This window comes from Bacteroides sp. AR20, assembly GCF_964250605.1.
In the GTDB taxonomy this organism is placed as follows: Bacteria; Bacteroidota; Bacteroidia; order Bacteroidales; family Bacteroidaceae; genus Bacteroides; species Bacteroides uniformis.
Window position 1 is genome coordinate 25,849 of sequence record NZ_CAXUGK010000027.1, and the last position, 25,114, is coordinate 50,962.

At 44.1% G+C, this 25,114-nt stretch carries 16 protein-coding genes; 12 read left to right on the forward strand and 4 right to left on the reverse strand.

The window, feature by feature from the left end:
* Positions 1 to 11 precede the first annotated feature (11 nt).
* The 7 genes from ACESTD_RS13940 to ACESTD_RS13970 all read left to right on the forward strand — a co-directional run bounded on the left by ACESTD_RS13940 (position 12) and on the right by ACESTD_RS13970 (position 12,623).
* Positions 12 to 3,158 (forward strand): SusC/RagA family TonB-linked outer membrane protein, encoded by a 3,147-nt coding sequence (locus ACESTD_RS13940; protein WP_272203484.1) that lies wholly within the window; start codon positions 12 to 14, stop codon positions 3,156 to 3,158.
* A 12-nt stretch (positions 3,159 to 3,170) separates the two neighbouring features.
* Positions 3,171 to 4,805, forward strand: a complete 1,635-nt coding sequence (locus ACESTD_RS13945) for a SusD/RagB family nutrient-binding outer membrane lipoprotein (RefSeq protein ID WP_195288957.1) — start codon at positions 3,171 to 3,173, stop codon at positions 4,803 to 4,805.
* 85 nt (positions 4,806 to 4,890) lie between these two features.
* Positions 4,891 to 6,180: a DUF4434 domain-containing protein gene (locus tag ACESTD_RS13950; protein ID WP_195288958.1), complete on the forward strand. Its 1,290-nt coding sequence runs from the start codon at positions 4,891 to 4,893 to the stop codon at positions 6,178 to 6,180.
* 11 nt (positions 6,181 to 6,191) lie between these two features.
* Positions 6,192 to 7,613 (forward strand): calcineurin-like phosphoesterase C-terminal domain-containing protein, encoded by a 1,422-nt coding sequence (locus tag ACESTD_RS13955; protein WP_373158942.1) that lies wholly within the window; start codon positions 6,192 to 6,194, stop codon positions 7,611 to 7,613.
* A gap of 21 nt (positions 7,614 to 7,634) precedes the next feature.
* Entirely contained in the window at positions 7,635 to 8,741 is a 1,107-nt protein-coding gene (locus ACESTD_RS13960) for an SGNH/GDSL hydrolase family protein (RefSeq protein WP_098032898.1), read from the forward strand.
* A 26-nt stretch (positions 8,742 to 8,767) separates the two neighbouring features.
* Positions 8,768 to 11,101, forward strand: coding sequence for a glycoside hydrolase family 20 protein (locus ACESTD_RS13965; RefSeq protein ID WP_195288959.1), 2,334 nt, complete (start codon positions 8,768 to 8,770; stop codon positions 11,099 to 11,101).
* A 10-nt stretch (positions 11,102 to 11,111) separates the two neighbouring features.
* Positions 11,112 to 12,623 carry a DUF4434 domain-containing protein gene (locus ACESTD_RS13970; protein WP_329779307.1) on the forward strand — a complete coding sequence of 504 codons (1,512 nt, stop codon included), beginning with the start codon at positions 11,112 to 11,114 and terminating at the stop codon, positions 12,621 to 12,623.
* A 64-nt stretch (positions 12,624 to 12,687) separates the two neighbouring features.
* Here ACESTD_RS13970 and dnaJ read toward each other — a convergent pair whose 3' ends face one another.
* Positions 12,688 to 13,860, reverse strand: a complete 1,173-nt coding sequence (gene dnaJ, locus ACESTD_RS13975; protein WP_195288960.1) for a molecular chaperone DnaJ — start codon at positions 13,858 to 13,860, stop codon at positions 12,688 to 12,690.
* A gap of 11 nt (positions 13,861 to 13,871) precedes the next feature.
* On the reverse strand, positions 13,872 to 14,504 hold the full coding sequence (locus ACESTD_RS13980) for a nucleotide exchange factor GrpE (RefSeq protein WP_178436947.1): 633 nt from the start codon (positions 14,502 to 14,504) through the stop codon (positions 13,872 to 13,874).
* A 221-nt stretch (positions 14,505 to 14,725) separates the two neighbouring features.
* Between ACESTD_RS13980 and ACESTD_RS13985 the strand changes: the two genes are divergently transcribed.
* A complete protein-coding gene (locus tag ACESTD_RS13985; RefSeq protein WP_373158943.1) occupies positions 14,726 to 16,345 on the forward strand; it encodes an ABC-F family ATP-binding cassette domain-containing protein in 1,620 nt (539 codons plus the stop codon).
* Positions 16,346 to 16,603: 258 nt separating this feature from the next.
* Here the strand turns inward: ACESTD_RS13985 and ACESTD_RS13990 are convergent, their stop codons facing one another.
* Positions 16,604 to 17,656, reverse strand: coding sequence for a leucine-rich repeat domain-containing protein (locus ACESTD_RS13990; RefSeq protein WP_373158944.1), 1,053 nt, complete (start codon positions 17,654 to 17,656; stop codon positions 16,604 to 16,606).
* A gap of 112 nt (positions 17,657 to 17,768) precedes the next feature.
* On the opposite strand from ACESTD_RS13990, the gene ACESTD_RS13995 reads away from it, so the two are divergent.
* On the forward strand, positions 17,769 to 18,665 hold the full coding sequence (locus tag ACESTD_RS13995) for a CPBP family intramembrane glutamic endopeptidase (protein ID WP_117887806.1): 897 nt from the start codon (positions 17,769 to 17,771) through the stop codon (positions 18,663 to 18,665).
* 53 nt (positions 18,666 to 18,718) lie between these two features.
* Here ACESTD_RS13995 and ACESTD_RS14000 read toward each other — a convergent pair whose 3' ends face one another.
* A complete protein-coding gene (locus ACESTD_RS14000) occupies positions 18,719 to 20,854 on the reverse strand; it encodes a Tex family protein (RefSeq protein WP_373158945.1) in 2,136 nt (711 codons plus the stop codon).
* 153 nt (positions 20,855 to 21,007) lie between these two features.
* Between ACESTD_RS14000 and ACESTD_RS14005 the strand changes: the two genes are divergently transcribed.
* From ACESTD_RS14005 to ACESTD_RS14015, 3 genes are read left to right on the forward strand one after another with little or no spacing between them, the layout of a single operon-like run.
* The gene (locus ACESTD_RS14005; RefSeq protein WP_373158946.1) at positions 21,008 to 22,885 is read left to right on the forward strand and encodes an ATP-binding protein; all 1,878 of its coding nucleotides are present in this window, start codon (positions 21,008 to 21,010) and stop codon (positions 22,883 to 22,885) included.
* 26 nt (positions 22,886 to 22,911) lie between these two features.
* Positions 22,912 to 24,657 (forward strand): bifunctional UDP-sugar hydrolase/5'-nucleotidase, encoded by a 1,746-nt coding sequence (locus ACESTD_RS14010; protein ID WP_373158948.1) that lies wholly within the window; start codon positions 22,912 to 22,914, stop codon positions 24,655 to 24,657.
* Positions 24,658 to 24,702: 45 nt separating this feature from the next.
* Entirely contained in the window at positions 24,703 to 25,041 is a 339-nt protein-coding gene (locus ACESTD_RS14015; RefSeq protein WP_195288704.1) for a hypothetical protein, read from the forward strand.
* The last annotated feature ends 73 nt before the right edge of the window (positions 25,042 to 25,114 follow it).

Below are 25,114 nucleotides of genomic sequence, written 5' to 3' on the forward strand. Positions count from 1 at the left end.
CTAATGAGCTTATGAAAAACAATTTGAGACATGAAAGGATGGTGAAAAAAACTGTAACAATCCTTTTCTGTGGATTATTTTGCATTGGTGGTATTAATGCTTATGCAGATACGCCACTAAACAAAGCGCTTGATGTCCAGCAGCAGGACAAGAAGGTGGTAAAAGGAACTATTTTAGATGAAATGGGAGAACCTATTCCTGGAGCTAACATCGTAGTGAAAGGAACTACAGCCGGAACAATCTCTAATTCGGATGGATTTTTTAGTTTAGCTTTACCCAATCAAGATGCTACTTTAATCATTTCTTTTATTGGCTATAAAAATGTTGTTATACAAGTGGGGGAGAAATCTGATTTACGTATTACAATGGAGCCTGAAGCAGAACAATTGAATGAGGTTGTGGTGACAGCTTTAGGTATAAAGCGCGAGAAGAAAGCATTGGGATATGCTATGCAGGAAGTGAAGACGGATGCTTTGATAGAGAACAAATCTATTAGTGTTGCTAACATGCTGCAAGGTAAAATAGCTGGTGTGCAAATTGCTCAATCTGGTACGGGGATGGGAGGGTCAACCCGTATTATTATGCGTGGCCTAAATTCTCTTAGCGGTAATAACCAACCTTTGTGGGTGGTGGATGGTGTGCCCATTAATGATGGAGTTCAGGAAGCTGCCAATGAGTATGGTGGTGTGGATAGATATGGAGCTGCCTCGCAAATTAATCCGGAAGATATAGAGAGTATTTCTGTATTGAAAGGAGCAAATGCTGCAGCACTGTATGGTTCCAGAGCTCAGAGTGGTGCAATTATTGTAACTACTAAAAAAGGTAAACAAGGGCAACCTTTGGAAATAGAATATAATGGTAATTTTGAGTTTAGTTCCGTTTATAATACTTATGACTATCAGAATATTTATGGCCAGGGTTCTGGAGGTAATTTTAGTACTGCAGCCAGAGGAAGTTGGGGGCCTAAAATGGAAGGGCAGATGGTAACCAACTGGCGTAATGCAATATATGGTGATACTAATTATGGTGATTATGCTTTACTGCCTCAGGAAGATTACATAAAAGCATTTTACGATACCGGTGTTCAGTATTCCAATACAGTAACAGCTTCTGCAGGAAGTGAAAACCTTACGGGTAGATTTTCATTTACAGATTCGAGAAATGATGGTATTACTCCGAATCACTCTATAAACCGTCAATATTATGATTTGAATACTGAATTCAAGAATAAATTTTTAACCATTGGGGCCAAGATAAATTTTATGCGGGAGAAGGTAAACAATGCTCCTGCCCAAGGTGAATATGGTACAATGACACAGCTTGTTAATTTGCCTCGTGGTATTCGTTTGTCAGATCTGAGTACAAATATTATTAACAGTAATAATAAGGTCATTAACTGGTCAGGGCCAGCAGAAAATTATAGTAATCCTTATGGATTAATTATGCCTGAAAATGGAAATACCAATCAACGCAATCGTTTGTTGGGACAAATTCGTGCATCTCTTCGTATTACTGACTATTTAAATTTGACGGGACGCATTGGTATGGATTGGTATAATGATAAGAGAAAAGTCTATGCCATATATTTGAGTGATGGCTCTAATGCAACTTCCCAATATGCTCATGTCCAATCTACTAATCAAGAGTTCAATGCTGATTTGATGCTGAATTTTAATAAAACATTAGGAGATTTTTCTGTAACGGCCAATTTGGGTACTGCTATTTATAATACAACTTATGAGGGGTTGGTTGGGGATGCAGGTAATTTCCAAATACCAGGATTTATTTATATGGGGAATGGAGAAAGAAGGTTGGCTTCTGAGAGTTATTCAAAAAAGGAGATTCAGTCTGTTTTTGGAAATGTAAGTGTTGGTTATAAAAGCATGGTATATGTAGATGTTACAGGACGTAATGACTGGTCTTCTACGCTTCCATCGTCTAATTGGTCCTACTTTTATCCTTCAGTAAGTTTGAGTGGCATTGTTTCGGAAATGGTGAAACTGCCAGAGTTTGTTGATTATTTGAAGGTACGTGGTTCTTGGGCTAAAGTAGGAAATGATACCAGTCCTTACAGATTGGACTATGTGTATAGTTCATTCAGCAGTATGGTTAATGGTGGTTCTGTTCTTGAAATGAAATTACCAGATACGTATCCGCTTCGCGATTTGAAACCGGAAGAGACAAATTCTTATGAAGTTGGATTTGACTTCCGTTTATTTAAAAATCGTTTTGGAATTGATTTTACTTATTACAATTCTTCAACTATAAATCAAATTTTGTCTATTAATATACCAGCAACTTCAGGATATACTTCGAAAATCATTAACGCTGGAAAGATGAAAAGTTATGGATATGAATTAATGATTTCTGCTACCCCTATACAGACGAAAACATGGAAATGGGATGTGAATTTAAATTGGGGATTGAACCGTACAGAATGTGTTGAATTAGACGAATCTGTGAAACGTTATACTCTGGGATCGACCCGTATTGCTTCGGTGGTTGTTGAAGAAGGTGGTAAGTTTGGAGACATTGTAGCAAATAACGCTTTTAAGCGTGATGCTAATGGGAATATTTTAGTTGATGACAATGGTTTTCCCATTAAAGAAACGGATAAGGTAATCGGTAATATGCTTCCTAAATGGACCGGTTCCATAGGTACTACTTTACAATGGAAGGATATTACATTCGGTGCTCTGATTGATGTACGTTATGGCGGAAACTTTATTTCTATGACAGATAATTATGCTTGTTATACCGGTAACTCACAAAGAACTCTGGAGGGACGTGATGGCATGGTAGTTAAAGGTATTGTCGAGTCTACGGGACATGAAAACACGAAACAGGTGACAGCTGAAGAATACTATGCTAACATTGGTGGTTCTACAGGTATTGCAGAAGCTTTTATGTATGATGGAACTTACGTAAAGATGCGTGAACTTTCATTAGGATGGAACTTGCCTAAATTGTGGTTAAGGAACACTCCGTTAAAGGCTGTAAAAGTATCTGCGGTGGCGCGGGATTTATTCTACTTCTACAAGGATGCTCCTGTAAATGCAGAATCTGCATTTTCCCGTGAAGATTATGCTCAAGCATTTGAGTTTGGTTCATTGCCTCCAACACGTTCGTTTGGTTTTTCATTAAATGTCAAATTCTAAAATTGGATAATTATGAAATTATATAATAAATTTTTAATAGGCTGTCTGGCATTAGGTGCACTCTCTGCGTGCACAGACAGATTTGAATCAATGAATACTGACCCGTCATCATTGGTAAATGTGAGTCCGGCATACATTTTACCCTTTGTTCAGGAAACTGGGGTTAATCTGGATGCTACCCCCTATCAGCGAGGCGATAATCTGCATTCACAAATGTATTGCCAATATTTCACAAATACTGTTCAAGGATGGACTTCTGATAGATATGGATATAATGATGGATGGGCTGAACCCGGATATTGGACTCCTTATTATACTACATTGAAGCATTTGAAAGAAGTAAAAGCGATGGCAGCGGAAACGCCATCATATACGAATTACTGTCAGATGGTAAGAATAACGGTAGCTTATGGAACAATAGGGATGACAGATACTTTTGGTGATATTCCATATTCTGAAGCTGGGCTTGGGGGCAGTTCTCCTAAATATGATGTACAAAAGAATATATATTATGATGTATTCAATGAATTGACGGAAGCTGTCGATATATTGAAGCAAAATCTTGCGGGTCAAGAACCTTGTGGAGAAAATAATGATTTGGTGTATGCCGGTAATATCCAGAAATGGATAAAATTTGCAAACTCACTTCGTTTACGTTACGCTTTGCGGCTTTCTTATATCGACCCGGATAAGGCAAAATCAGAAGGAGAGGCAGCTTTGCAATCAGGGGTAATGGAAAGTAATGATGATAATGCATATATGAGGATAACTGCTGCTGGTGGCTGGGGACATCCTCTTTATATGATATGTAACTGGAATTGCTTTACAATGAGTAAGACGATGGAGAATATTCTGAAAAAGTCCAGTACAGTAGCCGATCCTCGTATGCCTCTTTGGTTTGGACAGACGGTAGGGTATAAGAACAATCAGAAAGCGCCCAAGCCTTCGTTTAAAGGAGAGCAGTTTCAGGGTGTTCCTAGTGGGCGTACGGATGCAGAATTATTGGCTGCAGATGTTGATGGTTACATAGCAAATTCTCCGGATAATAATTCTTGTGTATATGGATTGAAAGCATTTCCAGACTGGAATGCCAATAGAATGGATGGTAACGCCCCGAGCAATACCGTAGTGCCATTACCATTTAAGGTAATGAACTATGCAGAAGTTTGCCAGTTGAAAGCCGAGGCTGCTTTACGCGGATGGAGTGGTGCTGGAGATATAAAGAACAATTATGAAAATGGTATTCGTGCTTCGTTGGCAGAAGAACGTGATGGAGTAGATGCCAGCTTATATAGCACAGATAATGATGAGATTTATCTTACTACGGGTAATGTTGCTTGGAGTAATACGGATTCAGATGAGAAAAAATTGGAGAAAATCATTACTCAGAAGTGGCTGGCTCTTTATCCTAATGGGATTGAAGCCTGGGCTGAATGTCGTCGAACTGGTTACCCCGTTTTAATGCCAATTTCTCAAAGTGATGATCCTGCTATCAATCCGGGCAATGGTGAATTCATTAAGAAGATACGTTATTGTGATGCAGAACGTCGTGATAATAAAGAAAATGCTACAGCATCTAGTTTAAACCAAGGACAAGGCGATGGCATGAATGTACGTGTCTGGTGGGATACCCAACGTTATAAATAATAATATATTCAAATGTTAACTTAACACACTCCCGGGAACTATCTTGAAGATGTAGAGTTGGAGAGATAGTTCCTTATTTACAGTTATGAATACCACAATGCATAAATACATATTTATATTTTTATCTCTAATCACTTCTGTTTGTTTGCAGGTTAATGCTGGAGATAGCCTATTTATAAAAGGCTCATTTATACAGCCTCATCTGGTTACACAATGGAATGATATCCGTTGGCAAGAAGAATTCAAGACTTTGAAGGAGGCTGGTTTGGAGTTCTTGATTTTTATGCATACGGTCCATACTTCTAAAGAAGGAAAAACGGAAGCGGTGTATCCTTCAAAACTTCCAGACATAAAAAGCGGAAGTGATGATTTGCTGGAGAACTGCTTACGTAATGCAAAACGAGCTGGATTTAAGGTTTTTGTAGGATTAAATTTTAATGAAGGCTGGTGGGATGTCGATTCTCTTACTCCAAAATGGATAATGGGACAGATGGAACTAGGGAATAAAGTTGCAGAAGAACTGATAAATTGCTATAAAGAAAGGTATTCTGATACGATGTATGGCTGGTATTGGGTTTGGGAGGTTGTCAATTCTTGTTGTAAAAAGCAATTTTATCTGGATTGTCTGATAGATGCACTTAATGTGAATTTGGATTTTCTTCATCAACATACGGAAGATATGCCTTTCTTGCTGTCTCCTTTCATGAATAGTGAGGCAGGCACCCCTGAAGAGTGTTCCCGTATGTGGCAGTATATATTATCAAAGGCCCATTTTAAGGACGGAGATATTTTTGCTCCTCAAGATTGTGTCGGAGCAGGTTGGCTTACCATTGATGTGGTAGCAGAATGGTTTAAGAGTTTGTCAAAGGCTATACCTTCTTTCCCTAAAATCCATTTTTGGGCAAATATCGAGATGTTCGACCAACGTTTCTGGACAGTTGCACCTTTGGGTCGTTTAAAGCTTCAGATGGATTTGCTGCGTCCCTATGTCTCCGGATTTATTTCATTTGCCTACAGCCACTATTATAGCCCTGCTTTGAAGAACCCCTTAATACATAATTCATATGTGGAATATGTACAGAAAGGGACTCTGCCTATTTGTGAATCTCCTTTGCCAGTCTCGAATTTAAGGATATATACTGATGAAAATAAAGATGAAGTGATTCTTGAATGGAAACCGGCGAAAGAAAAGAAGGGAGTGATGGGATATCATGTATATAGAGATGACGTTTTAATAGGTAATGTACAATATGACCATAACAATGTATGCAGATATAAATGGAATATTCAAGGGAAGCTTGGTACATATTCCGTAACTTCTTATGATATTTGTGGAACTGAATCAGAAAAGATAGCATTGTCTTTAGTTAAATGACATTTTATAGTATGAAGAAATATATACAATATTTGTTTTTTATAATTGTTCTGGGAGTCCATACCTGTGATTCTTTCGGAAAGGACATTTATGGAAAGGTTTTGTGTGAAGGCAAAGGATTGCCAGGAGTAGTTGTTACAGACGGCATTGATTGTACTTTGACCGATGGGCAGGGAGATTATATGCTTGAGAAGAAAAGAGATACCCGTTTTATCTATTTGACTGTTCCTGCTGGTTTTGTACCTGCTGCGGAACGGACCATTCCTTTATTTTTTCAAAAAGTGGATGTTTCCCGTAGCGAGTATAATTTTGAGCTAAAAAGAAACACCTGGAATGACGAGAAGCATTTGTTTTTGGTACAAGCGGATGTACAAATGACTTCTGAAAGGGATGTGAAGGCATATCCTCGTTTTTTGCAGGATATGCATCAGTTTGTCGAACCTTATTCAAAGGAGTGGGACGTTTTTGGAATAGATTGTGGTGATATTGTCGGTGATACTCCTTCGCTATATCCGTCCTACATCGATACGGTTGCTTCTTTAGGTTTTCCTGTTTATCGTACCATCGGTAATCATGATATGACTTATGGCGGACGTACTTTTGAATATTCATATCAGACTTTTGAAAATTATTTTGGTCCAACCTACTATTCTTTCAATAAAGGTAAAGCGCATTATATTGTGTTGAACAATAATTTTTATGTAAATCGCGATTATCAATATATAGGTTATATCAATGAACGTACTTTTGCATGGATGGAGCAAGACCTGAAATATGTACCCGAAGGGAGCCTTGTGTTTGTCATTGTCCATATCCCCACAAGCCTTACTCCGGAATTGAAGTGGAATACTTTGATACAAGATGAGACGAGCAATGCTTCCGGACTGTACGACCTGTTGAAAGGATATAATGCTCATATTATTTCCGGACATACGCATTTCAACTGGAATGTCTGTTTTAATGATAGTTTGATGGAGCATAATACGGCTGCCGTATGTGGTATCTGGTGGAAAGCTGATATTTGCATGGATGGCACTCCGGTCGGTTATGGGGTTTACGAGGTAGATGGGACGGATGTGAAATGGCGTTATAAGAGTGCCGGCTATCCTGATGATTATCAGTTTCGTACTTATCCCATAGGAAGTTGTGATGATTATCCGTTGGATATTATTGCTAATGTTTGGAACTGGGATTATTTGTGGAAGGTAGAGTGGTATGAGGATGGCAAGAGGAGGGGGGAAATGAGCCGTTTTACCGGATACGATCCTGAGGCTAAAGCTATTTGTGCGGACAAGGAGAGAGTTGAATACGACTGGATTAGTCCGGTAAAGACGGAGCATCTCTTCCGGGCTACTCCTAAAAAAGCCGGAGCACATATTGAAGTCCGGGTGACCGACCGCTTTGGTAGAGTTTATAAACAACGTGTCCAGTGATTCGTTGGAAATGATTTTTTTATGAGATATTGTCATTTATGGATACTTGTTTTCTGTGCAAGCTTGTGTGGTTTACCGGGGGCGAATGCGCAAAATACAAGCTGGACAGTTAAAGGAAGTGATGCTGCCGTACGATATGTAGGGCGTACCCAAGTGCAAGAAGATGGTTCAGTGACTTTTGACTGGGTAGGAACTTATCTGGAGACTCGTTTTGCGGGAGGAAAACTCTCCATAAGGTTATCCGAGACGGGGACGAGCTATTACAATGTTTTTGTCGACGGCAAACTGCATACGGTAGTGAAAGCTTGTGGCACAGATACTGTGATTGACTTCGTTTCTGGAGTAAGTCGTAGACTCCATAGCCTGCGCATACAGAAACGCACGGAGGGTGAATTCGGAAAGACCACTCTCTATCAGTTTCATTTGGCAGCTTCGGGCTATTTGCAGGAGGAGCCTGAAGTCCGGACCCGTCACATCGAGTTTGTAGGAAACTCTCTGACGTGTGGCTATGGTGCGGAGGGGAAAGACCGGAATGAACCGTTCAGATTGGAGACGGAAAACTGTAATCTTTCTTTCTCTACTATAATAGCACGTTATTTTGATGCAGATTACAGTCTGATTGCACATTCTGGCCGGGGGGCTGTCCGTAATTATGGTGATTCGGTACGTGTTTCGGCTATTACGATGAAGGATAAGATGCTCCAAACTTTTGACGAAGGTTCTGCTGAACAATGGAATTTCAAAGCATATCGTCCGGATTTGGTAGTCATTAATTTGGGAACTAACGATTTTTCTCTTGAACCGCAGCCGTATAGGAGTGAGTTTGTAAAGGCCTATACACAGATATTAAAACAATTACGCCAGCATTATGGGCAGATTCCCATTCTTTGTATCTATTGTTGCACTGTTCCTGCTCCAGTTTATACTTTCTACGAAGAGGCTGTTTCCGGGATGAATGATAGGAACATTTATTTGTTGAAACTAAAGGAAGGACTCTTCAATGAAGTGTTGGACTATGGAGCTGTCTGGCATCCCAATTATAGTGGGCAGCGTAAGATGGCTATGAATATCATTCCGTTTATTTCTACAGTCATGGGCTGGGAGCTACCGGAAAAGAAGGTTGAGTAGTATAATAATTTATTTTGATACAGCTTATGTTTATAAAGAGATTACTGATATTGTTTGCTGCATGTGAATTTGCAGTATATGTTCATGGTGAAGGGACGGCATCCTATTCGGTGGTCCCTCTGCCGCAAGAGATTAAGTTGAGTCAGGACAATCCCTTCCGGCTGGACGATAAGGTGGTTGTGGTCTATCCGGAAAGTAATCCGCAGCTAAGACGTAATGCGGAATTCTTGTCCGAATATATCGGGCAGTCTGTTGGCTTCGTACTGCCGGTAAAAGCAATGGCTGGAGGTGAGAAAGTGGAAAATGCTATTGTATTGGCATTGACCCCGCAGATAAGTAATAAGGAAGGCTATCAACTCTCTGTTTCGTCAAAAGGTATTCTGATAGAGGGGCAGACTGAAAAAGGTGTGTTTTATGGTATTCAGACTTTGAGGAAATCCATTCCTATAGGAATCGGTGAAAAGATGGCTCTGATGCCTACCGGTATCGTGAAAGACGAACCTCGTTTTGTGTATCGTGGTATGCATCTTGATGTGGCGCGCCATTTCTTCACTGTGGAGTTTGTCAAAAAGTATATAGATTTATTGGCATTGCACAATATGAATACTTTTCATTGGCATCTGACCGATGATCAGGGATGGCGTATTGAGATTAAGAAATATCCGAAACTTGTGGAAGTAGGGTCTGTCCGCAACCGTACTGTAATCGGTTATCTGGGAAGTGGTGAATACGATAATACGAGTTATGGTGGCTACTATACACAGGAACAAATAAAAGAAGTGGTCCGGTATGCTGAAGAACGCTATATAAATATCATTCCTGAGGTAGATTTACCCGGACACATGTTGGCGGCTTTGGCGGCTTATCCCGAGTTGGGGTGTACGGGAGGCCCTTATGAAGTATGTCCTGATTGGGGTGTTTTTGAGGATGTACTTTGCATAGGAAATGAGAAAACCATGCAGTTTCTGGAAGATGTGATGACCGAATTAATAGAAATATTCCCTTCCAAATACATTCACATTGGTGGAGACGAGGCTCCTCGTATACGTTGGAAAGAATGTCCTAAATGTCAGAGGCGTATCATTGCCGAAGGACTGAAAGCTGATGAAAAGCATAGTGCAGAGGACCGTCTGCAGAGTTACTGCATGCAGCGCATTGAAAAATTCTTGAATGCCCGTGGAAAGCAGATTATCGGTTGGGATGAGATTTTGGAGGGTGATGTGGCTCCTAATGCCACGGTTATGTCTTGGCGGGGCTCTGCCGGAGGAATTAAGGCAGCTAAAATGGGGCATAACGTAGTCATGGCTCCCAATACACATTGCTATTTTGACTTCTATCAGACCGGTGATACCGAAAACGAACCGTTGTCTATCGGTGGTTGCCTGACGGTTGAAAAAGTATATAGTCTTGAACCGACGGAGGCGCTCACGGCAGAGCAGGCTGAACATATACTCGGCGTACAAGCCAACCTTTGGACGGAATACATTTCATCTGCCGCACATGCGGAATATATGGTGCTGCCCCGTATGGCAGCATTGGCAGAAGTTCAGTGGACAAAACCAGAGAAGAAAGACTATGGTGATTTTACAAAACGGATTGTAAATTTGCTGGCTTTGTATCAAAGAAACGGGTGGAATTATGCCAAACATCTTTATGACATCAAGGCTGATTTCACACCGGATATTGAAAAAAAGGCCATGACAGTCACTTTAAGCACTATAGACAATGCTCCTATTTACTATACATTGGATGGAAAAGAACCATCAAAAACTTCAAGAAGGTATACTGTTCCCGTCTCGATTGACTCTTCTGCTGATTTTCGTGCTACAGTTATCCGTTCGGATAGTAAAAACAGCTGCATAAGGAAGACTATTTCCTTTAATAAAGCCACATTGCTTCCTGTTACATTGACGCAGGTGCAGCCGGCTCCCGATTACACTTTCGGAGGAGCTGCCACATTGGTGGACGGAATGGCGGGGAATGATAATTTCTCTACCGGTGCCTGGTTAGGCTTTTTAGGAGAAGATGTGACTGTACTTATTGACTTGAAGCAGCAGACTGAAATTAGTCGGTTAAGTATAAATGCCATGACCTATATGGATGCATGGATTATGGGCCCCGTTGGATTACAAGTCTTTATTTCGGATGACAATGAGCAGTTTGTGAATGTGGCAGATGAGGCATTTCCGGCAGAAGCGGATGTGAAGAAAAGGTGCATCGAAAAATATGACGTCACATTTGCACCTGTAAATGCACGTTATGTAAAGCTGGTAGTCAAGGGGAGTATGGCTTTGCCCAAGGGGCATGTAGGTGAAGGTAAAATGCCTTATTTGTTTATGGATGAGATTCAAATTGATTAGAAATATTTATATGCATGAGATGAAAAATTTTAGCGGTTCTATAGTTCTACTGCTCTTTTTGTTGTACTCAGGAGCAGGCCATTGCAAGGATGTGTCGGTAAAGCCAATCACCGGTACATGGATAAATCTGGCATATCAGGATGTACGTAATAAGTATACCAATCCTCGGTATTTTGACAATACAGATCCGGATTTGTGGGAACAAAAGATACGAGAGTTATCAGATATGGGGATGGAATACTTGGTTTTTATGGCAGTAGCCAATGAAGGAAAGGCATATTATCCTTCCAAACTGATGCCGTGGGTATATCCTGCAAATAGGAAAAGTCCGGTGGATGCCATTATGGATGCGGCAGCCCGATTAGGGATGAAAGTTTTTATGAGTACCGGATGGGCTAAAGATCAGGATGACAATTTGCGTGACCCGGTGGTAAAGCAGAGACAGTTGGACATGATGAAAGAATTGGCGTCGATATATGGAACGCATGAGGCGCTTTATGGATGGTATTTGCCGGTTGAGGATTGTCTGTGCCCGATATTTCCGGAGCATGCGGTGCTTGCCGTCAATGCTCTGACCAAGCAGGCGCGTGCATTGACACCGGATAAGAAAATTTTAATATCCCCTTATGGTATTGTGAACTCTGACCTTGATAGCTCGGAATACGAGAAGCAGTTAGCCAAGTTGAAAGTTGATATCATAGCATACCAGGATGAGATTGGATGTGTACGAGAGGATTTTCCTCTGGTCCGTTTAAAGGAAAACTGGAAGAAACTGCGTACTATTCATGATCGGTTGGATATAGCTTTATGGGCAAATTGTGAAACATTCACATGGGAAAATAGACTTAACGACCGTACTTCCGCTTTGATTCCGGCTGCCTATTCACGCTTACTTTCTCAGCAAGCAGCAGCATCGGCAGCGGGAGTGGAGAATATTGTTTCTTTCATGTTTTGTGGCATCATTGAGAATCCGATGTCATCTTTTCAGTTAGGACAACCTATTTGGTCCAATTGTGCTTTTCAGAACTATATGGATTGGAAGCGGGGTACGAGATATTGGAAATTGCTTGAAGCTTCTTTCCTTGATAAATTGGCTAATGGTGCGACACCTGAGATGATAAGGGACGAAAAGACTCCATCGGCATTATTGGATGGCTTGATTGCTGAGGAAAACACCGGAGACATTTGTTGGATAATCTTTAATAAGGGATATCATGAGCTGCAGGTTGATTTGCAAAAGGAAATGGAGCTCCATGACGTTTTACTGCGTATGTTAAATTATAGGCCGGGAGGTATTAGACTGCCCTCGAAAGTCTATTTATATGCTTCACTAGATGGAGACTCGTATCGTTTATTATCTATTAAAGACACTCCTTCCTTCCAGAATGCCAAGCATGATGCCTGGATTGACGGAGTCTTGTTTGAAGGTATAGATGTCAATACCCGCTATCTCAAAGTTGCTTTTGAGGCAGATACGCCGGTGTATATGGATGAATTATTTGTTAATCCAGTAATCAGATAATAGGAAAGCCTCCCGATATTTTAGTGCATATTGGGAGGCCTTCTTTATTATCTCTATTTTTTTATCAGTCGAACAGGCTCTTGAACTTCTTGAATATTTTCTCCTTAATCGAAGTGTTTGGCTTGAAGTTATCAGATTCTTCCATTTCCTCCAATGCTTTCTTCTCATCCTTGCTCAGCGTTTCGGGTACATATACGCTGACATTTACCAGCAAATCTCCCGTGCCGTACCCGTTCACGCTGGGTAAACCTTTGCCGCGTAGGCGGAGTACTTTTCCCGGTTGTGTACCTGAGTCAATTTTTACTTTCACCTTTCCATCAATCGTGGGAATTTCTACCGCACCACCCAAGGCTGCTGTCGGGAAGCTGAGGAGCAGGTTGTAAATCAAGTCATTTTCGTCGCGTATCAGGTTCGGGTCTTGCTCTTCCTCTACAAGAATCAGCAGGTCACCCGGCACACCGTTGTGCTTGCCTGCATTTCCTTTTCCCCCCATAGAGAGTTGCATACCTTCTGCGACACCTTTCGGGATTTTTACGGTTACTACTTCTTCACCGTATACAATACCTTCACCGGCACATTCCTTACACTTGTTTTTGATGATTTTGCCTTCACCGCCACAAGTCGGACAAGTGGTTCTTGTTTGCATGGTGCCGAGTATGGTTTGCTGGTTACGGATTACCGTGCCGCTGCCGTTACAAGTCGGGCAGGTTTCGGTGCCGCCGTCGCCTTCAGCTCCCGTACCATGACAGTGGGTACAAGGCACGTATTTCTTCAGCTTGAATTTCTTTTCCACACCGGTAGAGATTTCCTTGAGGTTCAGTTTCACCTTGACGCGCAAGTCCGAACCACGGTAACGGCGTTGCTGTGTGCCGCCACCTCCGCCGAAACCTCCAAAACCGCCAAAACCTCCTCCACTGTGTCCGCCAAAGATGTCACCGAACATGGAGAAGATGTCGTCCATGGACATGCCTCCACTGAAGCCGCCGAACGGACCGCCATTACCGGCGGCACCACCCAGTCCGGCATGACCGAACTGATCGTAGCGGGCACGCTTGTCCGGATTGCTTAGTACGTCGTATGCCTCTGCCGCTTCCTTGAATTTCTCTTCGGCTGTTTTGTCGCCCGGATTCTTGTCCGGATGATATTGGATGGCTTTCTTGCGATAGGCTTTCTTTATTTCTTCTACCGTTGCTGTCTTTTCGACTTCCAATACTTCGTAGTAATCTCTTTTTTCCATACAGTTTTATGTTATTCTCCGACTACCACTTTGGCATGACGGATCACTTTGTCGTTTAGGATGTAACCGGTTTGTACGCAGTCCAGAATTTTGCCTTTCAGTGCTTCATTGGGTGCCGGAATCACGGCGATGGCTTCGTGATAGTCTGTATCGAGCGGTTGTTCCTTTGTCTCTATCACCTTAACGCCGTTTTGTCCCAATACAGACATGAACTTGTTGTAGATCAGTTCAACTCCTTCTTTTACGGCGGTTACGTCGGTAGCTGTCTCCATGTTTTTGAGGGCGCGTTCAAAGTCATCCACGATGGGGAGAATACTGCTGATACTCTTTTCACCACCGTTCAGGATAAGTTCTGCCTTCTCCTTCATGGTGCGTTTGCGGTAATTGTCAAACTCGGCAGATAAGCGCAGGTATTTGTCCTTCTGCTCTTCAATCTGTTCATTGGCCTTTTCCAGTTCCTGGGCGAGCTTTTCTTCTTCCGTCAGGGGAGCTTCGTTTTCTTGTGAAGTTTCTTGTCCGACAGTTTCTTCGTCACATTCGTTGGGAGTAGCTTGAGTTTTCAGCTCCTCTTCCTGGTTGTTTTCTTTTTCTTTCGGATTCATATTGTTATGCTTATTATTCTTGTAAAATGATTTTGCTTTCATTGCTGTTAAGGGTTTAAGTTAATACGATACCAGTGCCCCAGCAAAAACTTTGCCAAAATAGATGTTTTTGCCGAAAACGCTGCAAAGGTAATACTTTTATGTCAGATTGACAGCGCTTCTCTGTGTCTATTCATGGAAAAATAACTATCTTTGCACTCGCAATTCGCAGACTAATAGGTATTAAATAGTAAATTGTAAATAAATAAATCGTAAATATAAAGATGATTACAGTCTCTAATGTCTCAGTACAGTTTGGTAAAAGAGTGTTGTTCAATGACGTAAACCTGAAGTTTACAAGTGGTAACTGTTATGGTATCATCGGTGCCAACGGTGCCGGAAAATCTACTTTCCTGAAAACGATTTCCGGGGAGCTGGACCCTACAACGGGCTCCATCATGCTGGCTCCGGGAGAGCGTCTTTCCGTTTTGAGCCAGGACCACTTTAAGTGGGATGCTTTTACGGTGATGGACACGGTGATGATGGGACACACGGTGTTGTGGGACATCATGAAGCAGCGTGAAGTGCTGTATGCCAAAGAGGATTTCACAGACGAGGATGGACTGAAGGTTTCCGAATTGGAAGAGAAATTTGCCGAGCTGGACGGCTGGAATGCCGAAAGCGATGCTGCCGCCTTGCTGAGTGGCTTGGGTATCAAGGAAGACAAGCATTATCTGTTGATGGGTGAGTTGAACAACAAGGAAAAGGTGCGTGTCATGCTGGCGCAAGCTCTCTATGGAAATCCTGATAACTTGCTGCTGGACGAGCCTACCAATGACTTGGATATGGAGACCGTGACTTGGCTGGAAGAGTACCTCTCCAACTTTGAGCATACGGTGCTGGTGGTAAGCCACGACCGTCACTTCCTCGACTCCGTTTGTACGCATACGGTGGACATCGACTACGGAAAGATTAACCTCTTTGCCGGTAACTATAGCTTCTGGTACGAGTCCAGCCAGCTGGCGCTCCGTCAGCAGCAGAACCAGAAGGCAAAGGCCGAGGAGAAGAAGAAAGAGCTGGAAGAGTTTATCCGCCGATTCAGTGCCAATGTGGCAAAGAGCAAGCAGACTACCAGCCGCAAGAAGATGCTGGAGAAACTGAATGTGGAAGAAATCAAGCCGTCATCACGTAAGTATCCGGGTATCATCTTTACGCCCGAACGCGAACCGGGTAATCAGATTCTGGAAGTTTCCGGTTTGACGAAAACGCTGGAAGATGGTACGGTGCTGTTCCGCGACGTCAACTTCAACGTAGAGAAGGGAGACAAGATTGTATTCCTTTCGCACGACCCGCGTGCCATGACCGCCCTGTTCGAGATTATCAACGAGAATATGAAACCGGATGCAGGTACTTTCAACTGGGGTGTGACTATCACCACCGCTTACCTGCCGCTGGACAATACTGCATTCTTTAATACAGACCTGAATCTGGTGGACTGGTTGAGCCAGTTCGGTGAAGGCAATGAAGTCTATATGAAGAGCTTCCTGGGACGTATGCTGTTCTCCGGCGAGGAGGTGCTGAAGAAAGCAAGCGTATTGTCGGGAGGTGAGAAGATGCGTTGCATGATTGCACGTATGCAGCTGCGCAATGCCAATTGCTTGATTCTGAATACACCTACCAATCACCTCGACTTGGAGTCTATCCAGGCATTCAACAATAATCTAAAGACCTATAAAGGCAATATCCTTTTCTCATCCCACGACCACGAGTTCATTCAGACGGTTGCCAACCGTATCATCGAATTGACTCCGAACGGTATTATCGACAAGATGATGGAGTATGACGAATACATCACTTCAGACCACATTAAGGAGTTGCGTGCACGTATGTACGCAACAAAGTGATAACGGAAGCTAAGGACTAAATAAGCATATTTTAAATCGTTCCATCATGAGGAAAAAATCGTTCCACCATGGTGGAACGATTTTTTCCTCATGATGGAACGATTCTTCTTTCATATCTTTTTTGTTTAATAAAGGCTTGTGCGATATTGAAAAAAAGAAGAAGGTGTGTTAGAATGATTTTTAGCTATCATTCTGACACACCTTCTTTTGCTATTAAAAGAGTCTCTTTGTTCTTATTAAGGCGGGGAATAGTCTGAGTTATTGTTTCTCCTTATATATAATTTTGCCTTGGCTTTCGCCGAAAAGGTTGTCGCCTAGCGTGGTAATCTTATTCCCCGTGACAAGCACATAGCGCAGGTTGTCGCATCCCATAAATGCTCCGTACTCAATGGCGGTTACACTGGCAGGAAGCACCAGCGTGCCGCACAAACGGCCGCAGCCACTGAATGCACGCTGTCCGATGCTTCTAAGCTCTTGCGGGAGCCGTACGTTCAGCAGATACTTCTTTTGGGTGAAAGTATAGTCGGGAATTGCAGTGGCATTACTGTTGGTCATGTCGATGGAAACCAGATTGGGCATATAGTCGCGTATCAATGTGAAGTCGGCTTCGTCCATTTTTCCTTCAACGGTCAGAAAGTTAACGTCTTTGGGCTGAAATCCGGCTCTTAACAGTTCGCTGGCAAGGCTGCCCATTTTACCAATCTGCACATTTACTGTCAGTGGTTCTCCTTCAATGAATGCAAAGGTCTCCCATTTCTTTTTGGTACGGTAGGAGTCACTGCATCCCAATGGAACAAATATGGCTGTAACGCTATCGGCCAATGCTTCGGACAACAGATTGGGAGCCGTTTTCTTCCGTATCTGGCATATCTTGAGATTTTTGCATCCCTTAAAGGCAGCATCTTCGATGTTCTTGGTCTTGTCGGAAAGGATAATCCTGGTCAGCGTCTCCTTACCTACAAATGTACTGTTGTCCATTTGCTTGCAGAAGGCATATGCCGGAATGCAATTGGCAGGATATACATAAAAACGGTTTGGATAAGTCCCGTTCTTGCCTGCATACATGCTGATGGAGGCATTGGAAATGTCCAGCAGTTGCAGGTTTTTGAATTCATCCCGTAGATGCCTGAAATCTACGGCATTCAGCTTGCCCTGCAGGGTCAGTTGGGTGATTTCATTGGCTTCCGCTTCTGTCATCAGTTCCACCAGGGTGCCAGGTTTGGCCACGTAGTATCTTTTGGATTTTTGTGCCGAGGCATTCAGCATTAACGCCAGTCCGGCAACGGCTAAAAGTATTTTTCTTAGTTTCATGTTTGTCGATTCCAGATTGATTTTTCAAATATAAGAAGAAACCGGCAGGAATACATGAAGTTTTTTCTTTTTATTATTATTTTTGTCGGATATTAATCAAAATGAGATACAAATGGAGACGGAAGAAACGGTGAAGGAAGAGTGTGTTGCTATGAGTAAAACAAAACGTATTTGGCTGGCATTCGTTGATATAGTACTGTTTACTGTACTTTTTATGATTTTTCTGTTTTTGTTTGCCATACCTTTTGCGATTGCTTTCCCTGAGTTGAAGACACAAGCTGGTGGGATGAGCGTCTATTTAATGATGTTGAATGAAGTCTTGATGTTGGCCAGTGGGCTTATTGCCGCTTGTATGGTGCTGGGCTTCAGGAAGCTTCCTTTTTCGAGCTTGGGCTTGTCTTTGAAGGGATGGGGCAGAAGCCTGCTGAACGGAGCTTTGTTTGTCGTGTTCTTGTATGTAGTTGGTTTTGGCTTGTCTTTATTGTTGGGGGCTGTGGAAGTGGCAGGGGTCTTGTTTTCTCCCATTTCGTTGTTGTCGAGTCTTTTGCTTTATTTTTTAGTGGCAGTTACGGAAGAAGTTATTGGACGCGGTTTCATTTTAGGGCGTATGCTGGATGGAGGCGTCAATAAGTTTGTGGCATTGCTTATCTCTGCGGTGTTATTTTCGTTGATGCATCTTTTCAATCCCAGCTTTGCCTTCGTCCCGTTTTTGAATATCATGCTGGCGGGTTGTTTCTTGGGAGCTTCCTATATATACACGCGCAACCTCTGTTTCCCCATTGCCTTGCATTGGTTCTGGAACTGGATTCAAGGTTCTGTTTTGGGATATAAAGTCAGTGGAAATGAATTTAGCAATGAGAATCTGCTGATTCTTCACTTTCCGGAAGAAAATCTGATAAATGGAGGAACTTTCGGGTTCGAAGGCTCTATTCTGTGTTCACTACTTTTAGTGCTTGGTACAGTAATTATCTTAAGACACTATTATAAGGGATTAGTGATTAGGGATTAATGATTAATACAGAAACCATTAACCACTAACCATTAATCATTAATCCCTAATCACTAATTCTGTTCCACTCCTTTCATTGTCAGCTGTATGCGTTTCCGGTCCATATCTATGCTGAGTACCTTTACGCGTATATGTTGATGAATGGACACTACTTCATTAGGGTCTGATATGAATCTGTCGGCGAGTTGGGAGAGGTGTACCAGTCCGTTTTCCTTGATGCCTATATCGACAAATGCGCCGAAGTTGGTGATGTTTCCTACGATGCCGGGCAATTCCATGCCTTCGCGCAGGTCGTTGATGGTGCGCACGTTCTTGTCAAATTCAAATATCTTTATCGGTCCGCGTGGGTCACGTCCGGGCTTGTCCAGCTCTTGCAGGATGTCTTTCAGTGTCGGCATGCCCACGGTGGGGGAGAGGTAGCGTTCGGGATTAATCTTCAGACGCAGCTCCCGGCTGGCTATCAGCTCGGCTACGCTGCAACCCAAGTCCTTTGCCATTTGTTCTACGATACAATAGCTTTCCGGGTGTACGGCAGTATTGTCCAGCGGATTCTTTGCCTGCGGAATGCGTAGGAAGCCGGCACATTGCTCAAACGCCTTGGCACCCATACGAGGTACTTTCATCAGTTCCTTGCGCGAGGTGAAGGCACCGTTTTCGGCGCGATAGTTCACAATGTTCTGTGCCAGTTGCGGACCCAATCCCGAGATGTAGGTCAGTAGATGGCTGCTTGCGGTGTTCAGGTTGACACCTACCAAGTTTACACAGTTTTCTACGGTCTGGTCCAGTGATTTTTTCAGCTTGGTTTGGTCCACATCATGCTGGTATTGCCCCACACCAATAGATTTCGGGTCAATCTTTACCAACTCTGCCAGCGGGTCCATCAGTCGTCTGCCTATGGACACAGCACCGCGTACGGTGACGTCGTAGTCGGGAAACTCGTCCCGTGCAATTTTAGAGGCCGAATAGATGGAAGCTCCCTGCTCGCTGACGATGAATATCTGTATGTCGCGGTTGAAGCGCTGATGTTTCAAGAACTCCTCCGTCTCGCGGCTGGCAGTTCCGTTACCTATGGCTACGGCATCTATCTTATAAGACTCTATCATCATTTGCAGCTTGGCAAATGCCTCTTTCTGCTTGCTGACCGGAGGGTGGGGGTAGATGTTCTCATTGTGGAGCAGATTTCCTTGTGCATCGAGGCACACAACTTTACAACCCGTACGAAATCCGGGGTCTATACCCATCACACGCTTTTGCCCCAGTGGTGAAGCCAGCAACAACTGACGGAGGTTTTCGGCAAATACCTTGATGGCTTCCTCATCAGCACGTTCCTTACTTTGCGTGGCAAATTCCGTCTCTATGGATGGCTTCAATAGGCGTTTGTAGGAATCCTGCACGGCTTCTGCCACTTGCTGTCCGCAGGGGTTGTTGCTCCGCACGAATTGGCGTTCCAGCCGTTCCACGCACTCCTCATCGTCCGGGCTGATGCTGACTTTCAGCAGGCCTTCCGCTTCGGCACGCCGGATGGCGAGCAGGCGGTGGGAGTTGCATCGCTTCAACGATTCGGAGCAGTCGAAGTAGTCACGGTATTTGGTCGCTTCCTCTTCTTTGCCTTTCACTACTTTGGCGGTCAGTATGCCTTGGCGGGCAAATGCGTTTCGCACGCTGTTTCGGGCACGTTCGTCTTCGCTAACATGCTCGGCTATGATGTCACGGGCACCTTTCAGTGCATCTTCCACGTTCTTCACGTCTCCTTTCACATAACCGGCAGCGCGTTCCTCCGGATGGGGCTCACGTTGCAGCATCAGCAGGGTGGCGAGGGGTTCCAGTCCTTTTTGACGGGCTGCCTCGGCACGTGTTTTTCGTTTGGGCTTGTAGGGGAGGTAGATGTCCTCCAGTAGGGTATTGTCCCAAGTCTCCTCGATGCGTTTCTGAAGTTCGGCGGTCAGTTTGCCTTGTTCCTGTATGGTGTTCAGGATGGTTTCTTTACGTTTGGCGGTTTCGTTCAGTTTCTCATATTGCGTCTGGATAGCTTCAATCTGCACTTCGTCCAGTCCTCCCGTTGCTTCCTTGCGGTAACGGCTGATGAAAGGGATTGTCGCTCCGTCTTCCAGCAGGCCGAGGGTCTGGCTTATTTGTCTTTCTGATATGCCGAGAGCGGCAGATATCATTCGATGAAAATCTTGTATCATTTTGTATCTCATTTTATAATAGGTGCCAAAAGTACAAAAAAACAATTGTTGTTTTTTCTTTAGGTTCCAACTTTTATCTATATTTGTCAAAGCTATGGAGCAATTAAACGAATCAATCAATTGAAACACATATATCGTACAATATTACCATGCATGGTAGCGCTTTTCTGTTGCCTTTTGCCCGCTTTTTCTATTACGGGAGAGCATCCGGTACTGATTATCAGTTCCTATAATCCGGATGCCGGCCGTACTTCCGGCAACATCTCCGACTTTATGGAGGAGTTCCAACGCCTGGGCGGGACAAACACCATCGCATTGGAGAACATGAACTGCAAGAGTTTTTCCGAATCCCCTCTTTGGGAGAGGAGAATGGCTGAGCTGTTGGCTAAATATCAAGGTGATAAAAGTCCGGCGCTGATTGTACTTATAGGGCAGGAAGCCTGGGCTGCCTATCTTTCTCTGGAAGACTCCATATGCGGCAATACTCCGGTAGTGAGTGCACTGTCCAGCCGGAACGCCATATTGCTGCCGGGTGATACCGTTGACCTGAAGACCTGGATGCCCGAATCCGTCGACTTCTTCACGGATTTCCCCAGTTCGCCTATCAAGACCGGCTTCGTTTATGAGTATGATGTGGAGGCCAACATCAATATGATAAAGCAGATGTATCCCGGCACCAAGAATATCGCTTTTGTCTCAGACAACAGTTATGGTGGTGTTGCCATGCAGGCCTATGTAGTGAAGGAGATGCAGAAGTTTCCGGAACTAAACTTGATTTTGCTGGACGGACGCGTCAATACCATATATACCATTTGTGACAGATTGCATGAGTTACCGGAAAATACAGCTATATTGATGGGGACATGGCGTGTGGACATGAACGATGGTTACTTCATGCGGAATGCAACCTACGCCATGATGGAAGCAGCTCCCACTTTGCCCACTTTCTCGCTCAGTTCCGTAGGCTTGGGATATTGGGCTGTGGCAGGTGTCGTTCCTGCCTACCGTGCTTTGGGCAAGGAGATGGCAAGACAGTCCTACCGCCTGCTGACCACCTCGCAGGATAGTGAGACCCATATGGAAATCATTCCGAATGAGACCATACTGGACGGTAAACTTGTGAAGGAAAAGAAACTGAATATCACCGGCCTTCCGCAGCCGGTAAAGATGCTGAACGTAACCCCTTCTTTCTACGAACAGTACAAGTATCATATCTGGTCGGTCGGTGCTGTTCTGTTGGTGCTGTTGGGCGGTTTGTTCGTTTCCCTTTACTTTTATTATCATACAAAGAAGTTGAAGGATGAACTGGAGGTATCTGAGGGTGCCTTGCGCGAAGCAAAGGACCGTGCCGAAGAATCCAGCCGTCTGAAGAGTGCTTTCCTTGCCAATATGAGCCACGAAATCCGTACTCCATTGAATGCGATTGTGGGCTTCTCGGACGTGCTGTCTGCCGGAGGAGCCTCGGAAGAAGAACAGCGTGGCTATTTCGAGATTATTAGGACCAACTCTGATTTGCTGCTTCGGTTGATTAATGACATATTGGATGTGTCCCGTTTGGAGGCCGACCGCGTCATCCTTTCTTTGGAGAGCTGCAATGTAGTGCAGATATGCCAGCAAGTAGTAGCTTCCGTGGCCCAGGCACGCAGGTCGACCAATCAATTCTTATTTGAGTGTGAACGTGAGGTAGTGGAGATGCGGACGGATGTGCAGCGTTTACAGCAGGTTGTGATAAATCTGCTTTCCAATGCGGACAAGTTTACAAAAGAAGGTACGATAACCTTGAAGCTGGAGCCGGATACGGCGGGGAATGTTGCAGTATTCTCGGTGACTGACACTGGTTGCGGCATTCCATTGGACAAACAGAAACGGGTGTTCGAACGTTTCGAGAAGCTGAACGAATATGTGCAGGGAACCGGCTTGGGCTTGTCCATCTGTAAGCTGACCGTTGAGAAGTGGGGCGGCGAGATTTGGATAGATCCTGCCTATACGGATGGAGCGCGGTTTATGTTTACCCATCCTATGAACTTATAAGAACCGACAAGAAATAAGGAAATATAATGAAAAGATTTAGTTGTTTTTTTATCTGGATTTTTGTCCTGACAAGCATACTGCCTGCGCAGGAAAGAGAGGTGAAACTGAAAGTCGTACAGACCAGTGATATACACGGAAACTACTATCCCTACGACTTTATACGCCGCCGGGAGGCAACCGGCAGTCTGGCACGTGTGCATGCTTTGGTGCAAAAGGAACGTGTGGCTTATGGCGAAAACCTGATTCTTTTGGACAATGGCGACATTCTGCAGGGACAGCCCACAGCCTATTATTATAATTACATAGATACCGTTGCCCCTCATCTGGCAGCGGAGATGATGAATTTCATGGGGTATAATGCCGGCAATATGGGTAACCATGACGTAGAGACCGGCCGTACCGTTTTCGACCGTTGGGCAGGTGACTGCCGTTTTCCGATATTGGGTGCCAATATTGTGGATACTGCTACCGGAGAAATCCATTTCAAACCCTATGAGGTGCTGGAACGTGACGGAGTGAAAATTGTGGTTCTCGGTATGATAACTCCTGCCATCCCCGTATGGCTTTCAGAGAATCTGTGGAAAGGGCTGCGTTTCGACGATATGGAGGAGACTGCCCGCAAATGGATGAAGATTATCCGTGAGCAGGAAAAGCCTGATTTGGTTATCGGTATGTTCCATGCCGGCCAGGATGCCCAGCTGATGGGAGGCAAGTATCGCGAAAACGCTTCGGTGGAAGTGGCGTGCAACGTGCCGGGATTCGATATTGTCCTGATGGGGCACGACCATGCGCGCGAATGCAAGAGGGTGTGCAACATAGTCGGTGACTCGGTACTGGTAATGGACCCTGCCAGTAACGGTGTTGTTGTAAGTAATGTGGACATAACCTTGAAATTGCGTGATGGTAAAGTTATAGACAAGAAGATAGACGGCATACTGTCCGATACGCAAGACTACGGCGTCAGCGAAGAGTTCATGCAGCGCTTTGCCCCCGAATATGCAGCTGTGCAGAATTTTGTTTCCAAGAAAATAGGTTCTTTTACCGAGACCATCTCCACACGTCCTGCCTATTTCGGCTCTTCCGCTTTTATAGACCTTATCCATGAATTGCAGTTGGCAATCAGCGGGGCGGATATTTCTTTTGCGGCTCCCTTGTCCTATGACACGGAAATCCGCAAGGGAGACATTTTTGTGAACGATATGTTCAATCTGTATAAGTACGAAAATATGCTTTACACCATGCGTCTGACGGGAAAGGAGATACGCGATGCCTTGGAGATGTCGTATGATTTGTGGACCAATCGGATGAAGTTTCCGGACGACCATATCCTTCTCTTCCGTGAGAAGCTCCGCGAAGGTGCTACGGATAGGGCCTCATTCAAGAATTTCAGCTTCAACTTCGATTCTGCGGCGGGTATTATCTACACGGTGGATGTGACCAAGCCGGATGGCGAGAAGGTAGCCATTCTCAGTATGGCAGACGGTACTCCGTTCGATATGGATAAAATGTATAAGGTAGCGGTGAATTCTTATCGCGGAAACGGTGGCGGCGAATTGCTGACAAAGGGGGCCGGCATCTCGCAGGATGAATTGAAGGAACGCATCATCCACTCTACGGATAAGGACTTACGCTATTATCTGATGCAGTACATTGAGCAGAAGAAGGTGATTGAACCGCGCACGCTGAATCAGTGGAAGTTTATTCCCGAAGAGTGGGCGGCTCCGGCTTCCAAGCGTGATTATGAGTTCTTGTTTGGCAAAGTTAAAGAATAATTCACTATCTTTGCGGCTCAAAATCTATAGTATAAGTTTTTGGACGTGAAGCAGAAGAAAAAAATTATAGGTGCATTGAGCTTGCTGGTACTGTTTATCATGTACCAGGCAAGTATCACTGCGTTCACTCACGTCCATTATGTGAATGGGGTGATGATAACGCACTCGCACCCTTTTCATGGCACACACTCTCACTCCCAGACTTCCCTTCTGGTCATCGGGCATTTGTCGGCATTCTACTCTTCCGGGGTGGATGTGTATGAGATTCAGCACCCGATGCGTCCTTTGCTGGCCATGCTCAGAGCCAAACCGGCAACACCTACTGTTAAGGGGGAAGTGATACGTACCCTTTCCCTTCGCGCTCCTCCCGCTCTTTTTTCATAGTCATTAGGTTTAAAAACGCCTGGATTTTTTGTATGTAGATACCAGGCATTTTAGTCTCGAAGTCCGGCATTTC